6 protein-coding genes, 1 tRNA gene and 2 rRNA genes are annotated in these 12537 nt (G+C 57.4%); 3 read left to right on the top strand and 6 right to left on the bottom strand.

Going from position 1 to position 12537, the window contains the following annotated elements; all coding sequences use genetic code 11:
• The first annotated feature begins 180 nt into the window (after window positions 1-180).
• From mksB to mksF, 3 genes are read left to right on the top strand one after another with little or no spacing between them, the layout of a single operon-like run.
• The gene (gene mksB, locus AC1RBR_RS22620; protein WP_167734176.1) at window positions 181-1461 is read left to right on the top strand and encodes an Mks condensin complex protein MksB; all 1281 of its coding nucleotides are present in this window, start codon (window positions 181-183) and stop codon (window positions 1459-1461) included.
• Window positions 1451-2176, top strand: coding sequence for an Mks condensin complex protein MksE (mksE, locus tag AC1RBR_RS22625; protein WP_123589257.1), 726 nt, complete (start codon window positions 1451-1453; stop codon window positions 2174-2176). Before mksB ends, mksE begins: the two co-directional genes overlap by 11 nt.
• The gene (gene mksF / locus AC1RBR_RS22630) at window positions 2173-5013 is read left to right on the top strand and encodes an Mks condensin complex protein MksF (RefSeq protein ID WP_095136782.1); all 2841 of its coding nucleotides are present in this window, start codon (window positions 2173-2175) and stop codon (window positions 5011-5013) included. Before mksE ends, mksF begins: the two co-directional genes overlap by 4 nt.
• Window positions 5014-5196: 183 nt before the next feature.
• Here the strand turns inward: mksF and AC1RBR_RS22635 are convergent, their stop codons facing one another.
• The 6 genes from AC1RBR_RS22635 to AC1RBR_RS22660 all read right to left on the bottom strand — a co-directional run bounded on the left by AC1RBR_RS22635 (window position 5197) and on the right by AC1RBR_RS22660 (window position 12498).
• Entirely contained in the window at window positions 5197-7500 is a 2304-nt protein-coding gene (locus AC1RBR_RS22635; RefSeq protein WP_443532483.1) for a PqiB family protein, read from the bottom strand.
• On the bottom strand, window positions 7493-8116 hold the full coding sequence (locus tag AC1RBR_RS22640; protein ID WP_083367911.1) for a paraquat-inducible protein A: 624 nt from the start codon (window positions 8114-8116) through the stop codon (window positions 7493-7495). The genes AC1RBR_RS22635 and AC1RBR_RS22640 overlap by 8 nt, the downstream gene beginning before the upstream one ends.
• Window positions 8103-8762 (bottom strand): paraquat-inducible protein A, encoded by a 660-nt coding sequence (locus AC1RBR_RS22645; protein ID WP_027612261.1) that lies wholly within the window; start codon window positions 8760-8762, stop codon window positions 8103-8105. The genes AC1RBR_RS22640 and AC1RBR_RS22645 overlap by 14 nt, the downstream gene beginning before the upstream one ends.
• 149 nt (window positions 8763-8911) lie before the next feature.
• Window positions 8912-9027 (bottom strand): 5S ribosomal RNA (gene rrf / locus AC1RBR_RS22650).
• Between the two features lie 153 nt (window positions 9028-9180).
• Window positions 9181-12072 (bottom strand): 23S ribosomal RNA (locus AC1RBR_RS22655).
• 349 nt (window positions 12073-12421) lie between these two features.
• Window positions 12422-12498 (bottom strand) — tRNA-Ile (locus tag AC1RBR_RS22660).
• Window positions 12499-12537 lie beyond the last annotated feature (39 nt).

The following is a 12537-nucleotide window of genomic DNA, read 5'->3' on the forward strand; positions in this document are numbered from 1 at the left end:
GTGTGCTGATTCTACCGCCCTTCGCTCAAGATCGCCCGTTGTTGATCGATAGTCTTTCACGAGGCGCCTTACCTACGCGCTTTAATACAAAGAATGCGACAGCCCGTCCCGAGAGTGAAGCGCATCCCTCGTGATGCAGTACAATCGCCGCTTTTAATCGCCAACCAGCCGGCCATTCCGATGATCGAACCCAAGCGCGTCTTGCGCGCCCTCGCTGAACACTGGGCACTTCTGGAGCCACTGTGCGAGCACTTCGACCAGGGCACCCTGAGCCTCAACGAACTGCGCACGCAACTGGCCGCCCAACAACTGGACAGCACGCCGCAGGACATCACCAGCCTGCTCGACGTGTGGATTCGCCTGGACATTCTGGTGCCCGTGGCGAAAAGCCCGAACCGTTTCGAGCTCAACGCGCAGATCCACGACTTCCTCGCCTACCTGCGCCGTGAGCACCGTCTGGGCCTGTGCCTGGAAATCGAAGCCTATCTGCGCCACCTCGAACGGCTGGCCGGCTACATTCAGGACGCGTTCGATGTGCGCGACGGCAACGACCTCGCCCGTCAGCTGCGTTTGCTCGACATGCGCGTGCGCGATGTGCTGAAGAAACTCGACAACGACGAACAGGCACTGGTCGCCGTGGCCGAACGGGCCAAGACCAGCGACCGGCAGATTCCGCTGCGTCAGCGTTACGCCGAAGTGCTGGCGACCTGGGACGAATACGTTGAGCCGATGATCGATCTGGTGAACGCCGACGGCGCCTTCGAACAAGGCGTGCGCAAGGTCGAAACCGTGCTGCTGAAGATGCTCAGCGAACAGCAACGCCTCGGCCATCTGGTCGATGACGACATGCTGCTGCGCACCCACGCGCGCATCCTCGAAATGCAGACCAGCGCCCAGTTGACCCTGCGCCACGCCCGCGAACTGCTGCTGCCGCTGCGTGAAGAGGCGCGCCGCCACAACGCCGTGACCCGTGGTGCAGCGCTGGCGCTGGCGGCGATTCGCCGCAAAGGCATCGACGCCGTGCCGCAAGCGGCGATGCCGCTCTTCACGCGGCCGCAAAGCACCTTCCTCGGCAGCGCCAGTCAGGTCGAGGCCTACGTCTACGCCCTGGCGCGTTTCGAGCCGAAACCGGCGCGTTTCCCCAAGGCGCACAAGACCCAGAAATCCGGCGATGCGCCGCGTGCACCGCGCACCGTGCGCGAGATGGTCGAGCGTTGCGAAGAGTCCCTGCCAATGCCGGATCTGATGACCTGGCTGCTGGAGCAGGAACCGGACGGCGCCACCGACGAATTGCTCTACTGGTTCTCGCGTCTGTCGCGAGAAAAACGCTTCACCCGCGAGCGTCTGGAACGCCGCGAATACCACACTCACGAGCACCAGGTCAGCCTGCGCTCCTTCGCCCTGCTCTCGGCCCGCGACTCCGCCGCCGAGGATTCTGCGAGCATCCCCAATGCATCTTGATCTATCCGAACTGTCCCAACTGGCGCCGATCTTCCGCGAGCTGTTCAAGGGCTATCATGTCAGCCGCCGCGACCCGGAACTGTACGCGCAACTGTCAAACTTCCAGGATCAATACCGCACGCTGTTCAAGGCGCTGGGCTTCGAGCTGGTCTGCGACACCCGTGGCTTCTACTACTTCGTGCCGGACATGGCCGCTGCGGCGGTGAACAAGACCGCTCAGCGTCTGGCGCTGTTCACCTTCATTCTCGTCGAGCATCTGGCCGATCAGGGCCGTGACCCGATCGCCGTGCTCGACGGCGGCAGCCTCGGCCGTGAAGAACTGCCGTCGCTGCTGGATAAATACCGCGACCTGTTCATCCAGGCCGAAGTGCAGACCGTTGAAGAACTCGAAGAAAAAATCATGCGCCGCATGACCCAGCTCGGTTTCGCCGGCGAAGAAAACGGCGTGTACCGTTTCCTGCCACCGATGCACCGTTTCCTCGATGTGTGCCTGTCGGTGCAGCAGGACCGCGATCTGGCAGCCAGCGTACACAGCGTGCTGCCGCTGCCGGCGCCGGTGCTGATCGACGAAGAAGCCGAAGCCAAATTCCTCGAGACCGACGATCCGCTCGATCTCAGCGAGTTTGAAGAAGAGAGCGAAGAAGAGAGCGAAGAAGAGAGCGAAGAAGACGCACTGGCTAGAGCCATTGCCGAAGAACAGGAGTCCGACGCATGAGCCAGGAACGCTACGGCATCCGCCGCTTTGCCCTTTTGAACACCGCCGGTTACAGCCTCGGTCTGTTCCCGCTGGAAGAACCGCTGTCGGTTTACGGCGCGAACAACCTCGGTAAATCCGCCTCGATCAACGCTCTGCAGTTCCCGATTCTGGCGCGCATGTCGGACATGAGTTTCGGCAAGTACAGCCTGGAACAATCGCGACGTTTCTACTTCGCCTCCGACACCAGTTACATCCTTGTCGAAGTCAATCTGCCGCACGGCCCGCACGTGATCGGCGTGGTCGGTCGCGGCCCGGGTGGCGGTTTCGGTCACCAGTTCTTCGCCTACGCCGGCAAGCTCGACCTGGCGCACTACCAAAAGAACGACACCTGCCTGCGGCAGAAAGAGCTGTTCAGCAACCTTGAGAAAGAAGGCCTGAAAGCCTACGAACTCAAACCTGATGAACTGCGTCGTCTGCTGGTGGGCGGGCACACCTCTATCCCGCTCGACCTGACCCTGATCCCGCTGCGCTCCACCAGCGAGCAGAGCCTGAAAACCTTCCGCGCACTGTTCATCAACCTGCTGCACATGCGCGAAATCACTGCGGCCAAGTTGAAGCAACTGTTCCTCGATGCCTTCGAGCACAGCCTGCGTTCCGGCAGCGTCGACTACATCGCCGCGTGCGAAGAAGCCTTCCGCGATGTGCGCCGGATGGAGCAGGACTACAACTCGCTGGTCGCTGCCGGCCCGCTGGTCGAAGCCTTGGCCAACGGCGTGAAACAGCGCGACGTGCTGCGCGGCAAGCTGCATCGCCTGTCGCCGCTGCTCGACTCGTTGCTCGGCACCTGGTCGGACTACGCCACGGCGCGCAAGGAAGAGCTGACGATTCAGGCCGAGCACTACCGTCGCGAGCAGGACGATCTGCAAAACGATCAGCGCGGTGGCACGCAGGAACTGATGCGCCTGGAGCGGGAAATCTCCGGCATTCAGCGCTGGCTTGGCGAGTTGTCGGTACTGAAGAACCGCTTCGCGCTGGTCGATGACGTCAAAGTGCTGGAGCAACAGCTGCTCGCGGCCAAGGACGCGCACGACGAATTGGCCGGTGCGCTGGCACAGTCCCGGCAGTTCAGCGCCGAAGATCTGGAAGAGCGTCTGCGCGATCTGGAAAAACGCCTGAAGTCGGTGAAGCAGCAACTCGATCACGCCGACAACAACAGCTACGCGCGCCTGCGTGAGGAGTTCTCGCAGCAGGACGTCGAGCGCCTGATGCGCCTGTTCAACAGCGCGCTGTTCAGCTTGCCGCTGGGCGAACACGGCATCACTCTCGACGAGGATGGCGAGTGGGTCAAATCGGTCGAGCTGATCCTCGATGGCTTCAAGGGCGAGCGCTTCGAAGTGCCGGGCCTGTCGATCGACATCTCGCACATCGAGCCGCCGGCGCTGCAAGCGCTGGCCGACCGCGCCGCGCTGCGTGACCAAAAAGAGCGTCTGGAAAAAGAGCTCAAGCAACTCAAGACCCAGCAGGCCGTGGCCGCCGACCGCGCCGCGAGCAAGACCCAGACCGAAGCGCTGTACCAGCAAGTGCTGGATGCGCAGAAAGCCTTGGAAGATTTCCGTCGCACCCAGACTCTGAGCGCCGAAGAAGGCGACAAGCTTGAGCAGTTGGCGCAGATGGAAGCGGCGCAGGACGAACTCAAGCGCTCCAGCGATGCGTTCACCGAACGCGTCCAGCAACTGTCGGCCAAGCTGCAACTGGTCGGCCGGCAGATCGCCGACATGGAAGCCAAGCAGCGCACCCTCGACGACGCCCTGCGCCGCCGTCAGCTGCTGCCGGCGGATCTGCCGTTCGGTACGCCGTTCATGGATCCGGTCGACGATTCGATGGACAACCTGCTGCCGCTGCTCAACGACTATCAGGATAGCTGGCAAGGCTTGCTGCGCGCCGACGGTCAGATCGAAGCGTTGTACGCGCAGGTGCGCCTCAAAGGCGTGGCCAAGTTTGACAGCGAAGACGACATGGAGCGCCGTCTGTCGCTGCTGATCAACGCTTACGCGCACCGTACCGACGAAGCCCTGACGTTGGGCAAGGCACGGCGTGCGGCGGTCACCGACATCGCCCGGACCTTGCGCAACATCCGCAGCGACTACGACAGCCTCGAGCATCAACTGGCGCTGTTCAACCGCGAGATCAACAAGCGTCAGGTGTCCAACCTGCAGAGCTTCCGCATCGTCCTGGCGCCGAACAAGGAAGCGCTCAAGCACATCGACCAGATCATCCACAGCGCCGGTCAGTACGAAGAAGGCGAAACCCTGTCGGTGTTCGATCTGAGCCAAAGCGCCGAACAGGACAACAAGAACGAAGAGGCCAAGGAATATCTGGCACGGCTGGTGGCGGCGAACCACAACCAGCTCGGCCTCAAGGACTTGTTCGAACTGGCCTTCGAGATCACCAAGGTCAACGGTCAGCCGGTGATTCACACCGACATCGACGGCGCGGCCTCCAACGGCACCACCATGACCATCAAGGCGCTGACCAACATGTACTTGTTGCTGCACTTGATGGATCGCGACCTCGCTGGTCGCGTGCGCCTGCCGTATTACCTCGACGAGGCGGCGGACATCGACGAGAAGAACCAGGCCGCGCTGCTGGAAACCAGCCTGCAACTGGGCTTCGTGCCGATTCTGGCGAGTGTGAAACCGCAGGTCTGCGCCAGTGTCGCGATCGACCTGGAAGGCGGCAGCGGCCCGGCGGGGATCTACATCGATGAGGCGGACTGGAAGTACATCCGCCGGCATGATGTGGTGAAGGCCACCATCAATGTGCAAGCCGATGAGCCGGAGCTGGATGAGGTTTGACCGGCTTTAGCTGAAGGCAAAAAAAGGGCCGCGATCTGTTGGGATCGCGGCCCTTTTTTATGGCTGGGGATTTGTGCTGACTTTTAGTGCCCTATCGCGAGCAGGCTCACTCCTACAATTTGGAACGCGTTCCCCTGTAGGAGTGAGCCTGCTCGCGATGGCGCCACTTCAGACACCACAGAATTACTTACCGAGCGAAATCTTCGGCGCCCAGGTCAGCCACTCATCCTCGAACTTGTCGAACAGCGGGAACGTTTGCTCAGGCCGTGCCGGGTTGCCCATGCGTTCACCGTCTGGCGTGGCGAAGGCGATACCACCCTGAATCGCCGTCTCCAGCGACTCCGTGCGTACCGTCAGGCCGTTGAACAAGCCGATGTCGAAACCGACGCCGCTGGTGTTCCAGAATCGGCTGCCACTGCGCACCAACGGCGCGTATTTCGGCTCGATCAAAATGTGCACCAGCACCCGGTCGGCCGTCTGGCCCAGTTCATAACCGGTGACCTTGCCCACGGTAATTTCGCGATAGGTCACGGGTACGCCCGGTTTCAGCGAGCCACGGCGCGCGGCGCTCAGCACCAGACTCAAACCGGCCTCTTGTTTGCTCGCTTCCGGCGGATTGGCCAGCGCAACGAAGTTCTTCTGCGGGCCGAGGTTTTTCGCCGCCGGCTGCACTTCCACATATTGCCCGGTGACCAGGGTTTCCAGATTCTGGGTCTTGATCAGCCCCAACTCCGGCTTGACCACCCAGAACTGACTGCCGACCCGGGCGATCTTCTCCGGCACTTCAGTGATTCGTGCGGTGATCATTACCGATTGCAGATCATCGGTGAGATCGACGTCTTCAATCTTGCCGACATCCAGCCCTTTGAATCGAATTGGTGTACCCGGGCGCAGACCATCGGCGCGATCAACCTTGATCGTCACCACAGTGCCTTTCTGGTTGGCTTCATCATGGTTGGCGAACAGACGGAAGCGTGGAATACGCTTTTGCAGCGGCGCCTTGGCTTGCGGCGTTTCGAAAGCGATACCGCCAGCCATCAACGTTTGCAACGACTCGCTCTTGACCTGAATCCCGCCGGTCAGACCACCGGTGAGGGTGATACCACTGACATTCCAGAAGCGCGTAGAAGCGTTGACCAGGTTCTCGTACTCCTTCTCGATATGCACGCCGATGACGATTTGTTTTTTGGTCTTGGAGAACTGATAGCTCTGTACCGAACCGACCTTGACCTGCTTGTACAAAATCGGGCTGCCGACGTCGATCGAACCAAGAACGTCGGTGAACAGCACCAGGTGCAGACCCGGTGCGCGCAGGTCCAACGGCGGCGCTTTTGGCCGCGCCTCGAATTCGCGTTTCGGCGCAGCACCTTTGTCGCCCGGACGCACGGCGATGTAGTTACCTTTCACCAATGCTTCGAGCCCGGTGATACCGGCCAGGGAAATCGACGGTTTGACCACCCAGAACTGCGTGCCCTCGACCAGATAGTCTTCGGCCAGAGGATCAAGCGTCAGCTCGGCCGTGGCACTGTTCAGATCCGGATCAACCTTCAGCGCTTTCAGATTACCGACCTGAATGCCTTTGTACATCACCGGCGTACGACCGGCCTGCAGGCCTTCGAAGTCACTGAGTTTGACCTTGACCCGAATGCCGGCAGCCGCTGCGTCGAAATCCTCATACAAGCGGAACGGCAGGCTTGGATCGGTGGGCGGACTGTCCTTGCGATTCTCCGGGGTGGCGAAGGCGATACCGCCGGCGACGATGCTTGCCAGAGACTCGCTGCGTACTTTCACCCCAGACAGGTTGGCGTCGATGCTGATGCCGCTGGCATTCCAGAAACGCGTGTGTTTGCGCACCAGTTTGGCGTAGGTCGGCTCGATGAACACTTTGAGCTCCACGGTGCTCTGGTCTTCAGACAGCACGTAGCTTTTGATCTGACCGACTTTGATCTGCTTGTAGAACACCGGACTGCCGCGGTTAAGCGAGCCGAGGCGATCGGCCTTGATGGTCAGATGCAGGCCAGGCTTGGAGTCCGACAGCGGCGGCTCCTCGGCCAGCGCCTTGAACTTGCGGGTCGGTTCACCTTCACCGGGACTGATGGCCACGTAGTTACCTGAAACCAGGGTTTCCAGACCGGTGATACCGGCCAATGTCACGCTCGGTTTCACCAGCCAGAAACGCGTGCTGGTCTTGAGGTATTGCTCGACGTCCTTGTTCATCTCGACAGTGGCAATCACCCCTTTGGAGTTGCCCTCGTCATCAAGTTTGAGCGTCTTCACCTTACCCACCGGCATGCCCTTGTAGACCACTTCGGTCTTGTTGGCCTGGATGCCTTCACCGCTTTCGAAACGCACCTGAATCTCGATACCGGTTTCGTTATAGGCACGCCAGCCGAGCCAGCCACCGATGATCAGGGCAATCAGAGGCAGTACCCAAATGGCAGACCAGTTGGAGGCCGGTCGGGTTTTCGCTACAGGCAAATCAGTCATGGTCGTCGTCCGACTCCGTGTTATCCCAAATCAGTCGGGGATCGAAAGTTACTGCGGCAAGCATCGTCAGAATCACCACACTGGCGAAGGCGATGGCGCCAAGGTTGGCTTCGACACTGGCTAGCCGGCCGAAGTTGACGACCGCCACCAGGATGGCGATCACAAAGATGTCGAGCATCGACCAGCGACCGATGAACTCGATGAAACGGTACATCCAGATCCGCTGCCGCGCGGACAACGGCTGACGCCGCTGCACCGAAAACAGCAGCAGCGCGATGCCGACCAGTTTGAAGGTCGGCACCAGAATACTGGCGATGAACACCACGGCGGCAATCGGGATCATGCCGTGCTGCACCAACTGGATCACGCCGGACATGATGGTGCTGGGATCGCCCTGCCCCAGCGAACTGACCGTCATGATCGGCAACACATTGGCCGGGATGTAGATAATCGCAGCCGTGATCAGCAGGGCCCAGGTTCGGGCCAGACTGTTCGGACGACGAGCGTGAACCAGCGCACCGCAGCGGGTGCAGGTCTGCTCGTCGGTGTCCGCATCCTGTCTGTTCAATTCATGGCATTCGGTACAGATCAGAATGCCCGCATCAATCGCCCGCATGGGCATCCTCTCCTGATAACGCCTGCCAGATCTGATGCGGTGACATCACCACTTCCAGCCAGACCTGAACCAACAACAACCCGATGAAACACGCCAGACCGAGGCCGACGGTGATGGCCGCCATGTCCGCCAGTTTGACGATCGCCACGAGGACGCCCATGAGGTAAACCTCAAGCATGCCCCAGTCTTTGAGGTGGTGATAAATGCGGTAGAGCAATAAGCCGTAACTGCGTCCGACGTTGAATCGAATCGTCAGCAAAACGAATAACTGGCACAGCAACTTCAGCAACGGAATAGCCATACTGCACAGGAATACAACGATCGAAACGCCCTGCATGTCCGTATTGAACAAGCCGAGCACGCCGCTCCAGACCGTATCCTGCGAAGATTGTCCGAGGATATTGAGTTGCATGATGGGTAAAAAGTTTGCCGGGATATACAGCAATAATGCTGCGATCACCAAGGCAAGGCTGCGCTGCACCACATTATGGCGATGCGCGTACAACTCGTAACCGCAGCGCGGGCAGAGTGCTTTCTCGCCATGGGCAAGCTTGGGCTTGCGCATCAGCAGATCGCACTCATGACAGGCCACCAAGTCTTCCAGCGGTAAATCTGACAGCCCTTGGGCGTCAACCGGATCTGACATAAAGGCTCTGGCTCCGAAAAAGATGGGGCTATTCTAGTGTTCTGATTCGAAAATAACTGTGCAAAATTGTTCGTTGCCTAAGTAAAAATACTTTCTTGCGGGCAAAACAAAACCCCAACTGCTTTCGCAATTGGGGTTTCGGAATTTAATCTTGACGATGACCTACTCTCACATGGGGAAACCCCACACTACCATCGGCGATGCATCGTTTCACTTCTGAGTTCGGGATGGGATCAGGTGGTTCCAACGCTCTATGGTCGTCAAGAAATTCGGGTACTGACTCGTGACCTGTTGGCCTCGCTTCAGCAAATCGGGTATGTGATACAGGTGTTTGTGAGCATCGCGAACTTTCGGTTCATTGCGTCTTCACACACCGCAATCTGGTCTCTTTCGAGCATTCAGATTGCTTGGGTGTTATATGGTCAAGCCTCACGGGCAATTAGTATTGGTTAGCTCAACGCCTCACAGCGCTTACACACCCAACCTATCAACGTCGTAGTCTTCGACGGCCCTTCAGGGAACTCAAGGTTCCAGTGAGATCTCATCTTGAGGCAAGTTTCCCGCTTAGATGCTTTCAGCGGTTATCTTTCCCGAACATAGCTACCCGGCAATGCCACTGGCGTGACAACCGGAACACCAGAGGTTCGTCCACTCCGGTCCTCTCGTACTAGGAGCAGCCCCTCTCAAATCTCAAACGTCCACGGCAGATAGGGACCGAACTGTCTCACGACGTTCTAAACCCAGCTCGCGTACCACTTTAAATGGCGAACAGCCATACCCTTGGGACCGGCTTCAGCCCCAGGATGTGATGAGCCGACATCGAGGTGCCAAACACCGCCGTCGATATGAACTCTTGGGCGGTATCAGCCTGTTATCCCCGGAGTACCTTTTATCCGTTGAGCGATGGCCCTTCCATACAGAACCACCGGATCACTAAGACCTACTTTCGTACCTGCTCGACGTGTCTGTCTCGCAGTCAAGCGCGCTTTTGCCTTTATACTCTACGACCGATTTCCGACCGGTCTGAGCGCACCTTCGTACTCCTCCGTTACTCTTTAGGAGGAGACCGCCCCAGTCAAACTACCCACCATACACTGTCCTCGATCCGGATAACGGACCTGAGTTAGAACCTCAAAGTTGCCAGGGTGGTATTTCAAGGATGGCTCCACGCGAACTGGCGTCCACGCTTCAAAGCCTCCCACCTATCCTACACAAGCAAATTCAAAGTCCAGTGCAAAGCTATAGTAAAGGTTCACGGGGTCTTTCCGTCTAGCCGCGGATACACTGCATCTTCACAGCGATTTCAATTTCACTGAGTCTCGGGTGGAGACAGCGCCGCCATCGTTACGCCATTCGTGCAGGTCGGAACTTACCCGACAAGGAATTTCGCTACCTTAGGACCGTTATAGTTACGGCCGCCGTTTACCGGGGCTTCGATCAAGAGCTTCGCGTTAGCTAACCCCATCAATTAACCTTCCGGCACCGGGCAGGCGTCACACCCTATACGTCCACTTTCGTGTTTGCAGAGTGCTGTGTTTTTAATAAACAGTCGCAGCGGCCTGGTATCTTCGACCGGCATGAGCTTACGGAGCAAGTCCTTCACCCTCACCGGCGCACCTTCTCCCGAAGTTACGGTGCCATTTTGCCTAGTTCCTTCACCCGAGTTCTCTCAAGCGCCTTGGTATTCTCTACCCAACCACCTGTGTCGGTTTGGGGTACGGTTCCTGGTTATCTGAAGCTTAGAAGCTTTTCTTGGAAGCATGGCATCAACCACTTCGTCACCCAAAGGGTAACTCGTCATCAGCTCTCGGCCTTAAGATCCCGGATTTACCTAAGATCTCAGCCTACCACCTTAAACTTGGACAACCAACGCCAAGCTGGCCTAGCCTTCTCCGTCCCTCCATCGCAATAACCAGAAGTACAGGAATATTAACCTGTTTTCCATCGACTACGCTTTTCAGCCTCGCCTTAGGGACCGACTAACCCTGCGTCGATTAACGTTGCGCAGGAAACCTTGGTCTTTCGGCGTGGGTGTTTTTCACACCCATTGTCGTTACTCATGTCAGCATTCGCACTTCTGATACCTCCAGCAAGCTTCTCAACTCACCTTCACAGGCTTACAGAACGCTCCTCTACCGCATCACTTGCGTGATACCCGTAGCTTCGGTGTATGGTTTGAGCCCCGTTACATCTTCCGCGCAGGCCGACTCGACTAGTGAGCTATTACGCTTTCTTTAAAGGGTGGCTGCTTCTAAGCCAACCTCCTAGCTGTCTAAGCCTTCCCACATCGTTTCCCACTTAACCATAACTTTGGGACCTTAGCTGACGGTCTGGGTTGTTTCCCTTTTCACGACGGACGTTAGCACCCGCCGTGTGTCTCCCATGCTCGGCACTTGTAGGTATTCGGAGTTTGCATCGGTTTGGTAAGTCGGGATGACCCCCTAGCCGAAACAGTGCTCTACCCCCTACAGTGATACATGAGGCGCTACCTAAATAGCTTTCGAGGAGAACCAGCTATCTCCGAGCTTGATTAGCCTTTCACTCCGATCCACAGGTCATCCGCTAACTTTTCAACGGTAGTCGGTTCGGTCCTCCAGTCAGTGTTACCTAACCTTCAACCTGCCCATGGATAGATCGCCCGGTTTCGGGTCTATTCCCAGCGACTAGACGCCCTATTAAGACTCGCTTTCGCTACGCCTCCCCTATTCGGTTAAGCTCGCCACTGAAAATAAGTCGCTGACCCATTATACAAAAGGTACGCAGTCACCCAACAAAGTGGGCTCCCACTGCTTGTACGCATACGGTTTCAGGATCTATTTCACTCCCCTCTCCGGGGTTCTTTTCGCCTTTCCCTCACGGTACTAGTTCACTATCGGTCAGTCAGTAGTATTTAGCCTTGGAGGATGGTCCCCCCATATTCAGACAAAGTTTCTCGTGCTCCGTCCTACTCGATTTCATGACTAAGAGATTTTCGCGTACAGGGCTATCACCCACTATGGCCGCACTTTCCAGAGCGTTCCGCTAATCTCAAAGCCACTTAAGGGCTAGTCCCCGTTCGCTCGCCACTACTAAGGGAATCTCGGTTGATTTCTTTTCCTCAGGGTACTTAGATGTTTCAGTTCCCCTGGTTTGCCTCTTGCACCTATGTATTCAGTACAAGATAACCATCTTATGATGGCTGGGTTCCCCCATTCAGACATCTCCGGATCAAAGTCTGTTTGCCGACTCCCCGAAGCTTTTCGCAGGCTACCACGTCTTTCATCGCCTCTGACTGCCAAGGCATCCACCGTATGCGCTTCTTCACTTGACCATATAACCCCAAGCAATCTGGTTATACTGTGAAGACGACATTCGCCGAAAATTCGCAAAACTCTTAAGAGTCACTCACAAATTTTACCTTAGCCTGATCCGCTACCAGTGAAAGTAACGTTCAGTCTATCTTTCTATCACATACCCAAATTTTTAAAGAACGATCTAATCAAAAGACTAGAAATCAGCATTCACCATCACAGCGATGGAATGCTCATTTCTAAGCTTTCAAACTTCAGAAGCAGTGGTGGTGGAGCCAAGGATCGAACCGCTGACCTCCTGCGTGCAAGGCAGGCGCTCTCCCAGCTGAGCTATGGCCCCGTATTTCTACAGGTTTCCCACACAAAAATTGGTGGGTCTGGGCAGATTCGAACTGCCGACCTCACCCTTATCAGGGGTGCGCTCTAACCAACTGAGCTACAGACCCAATTTCGGGCTGCTTCTATCGTCTTCTTCAATGAATCAA

The organism is Pseudomonas sp. GW823-FHT01D03 (assembly GCF_058798255.1).

Excerpts from the sequence above, each read along its gene's own strand:
- mksB (WP_167734176.1), top strand. The coding sequence starts at position 181 with ATGATCGAACCCAAGCGCGTCTTGCGCGCCCTCGCTGAACACTGGGCA.
- mksE (WP_123589257.1), top strand. The coding sequence starts at position 1,451 with ATGCATCTTGATCTATCCGAACTGTCCCAACTGGCGCCGATCTTCCGC.
- mksF (WP_095136782.1), top strand. The coding sequence starts at position 2,173 with ATGAGCCAGGAACGCTACGGCATCCGCCGCTTTGCCCTTTTGAACACC.
- AC1RBR_RS22635 (WP_443532483.1), bottom strand. The coding sequence starts at position 7,500 with ATGACTGATTTGCCTGTAGCGAAAACCCGACCGGCCTCCAACTGGTCT.
- AC1RBR_RS22640 (WP_083367911.1), bottom strand. The coding sequence starts at position 8,116 with ATGCGGGCGATTGATGCGGGCATTCTGATCTGTACCGAATGCCATGAA.
- AC1RBR_RS22645 (WP_027612261.1), bottom strand. The coding sequence starts at position 8,762 with ATGTCAGATCCGGTTGACGCCCAAGGGCTGTCAGATTTACCGCTGGAA.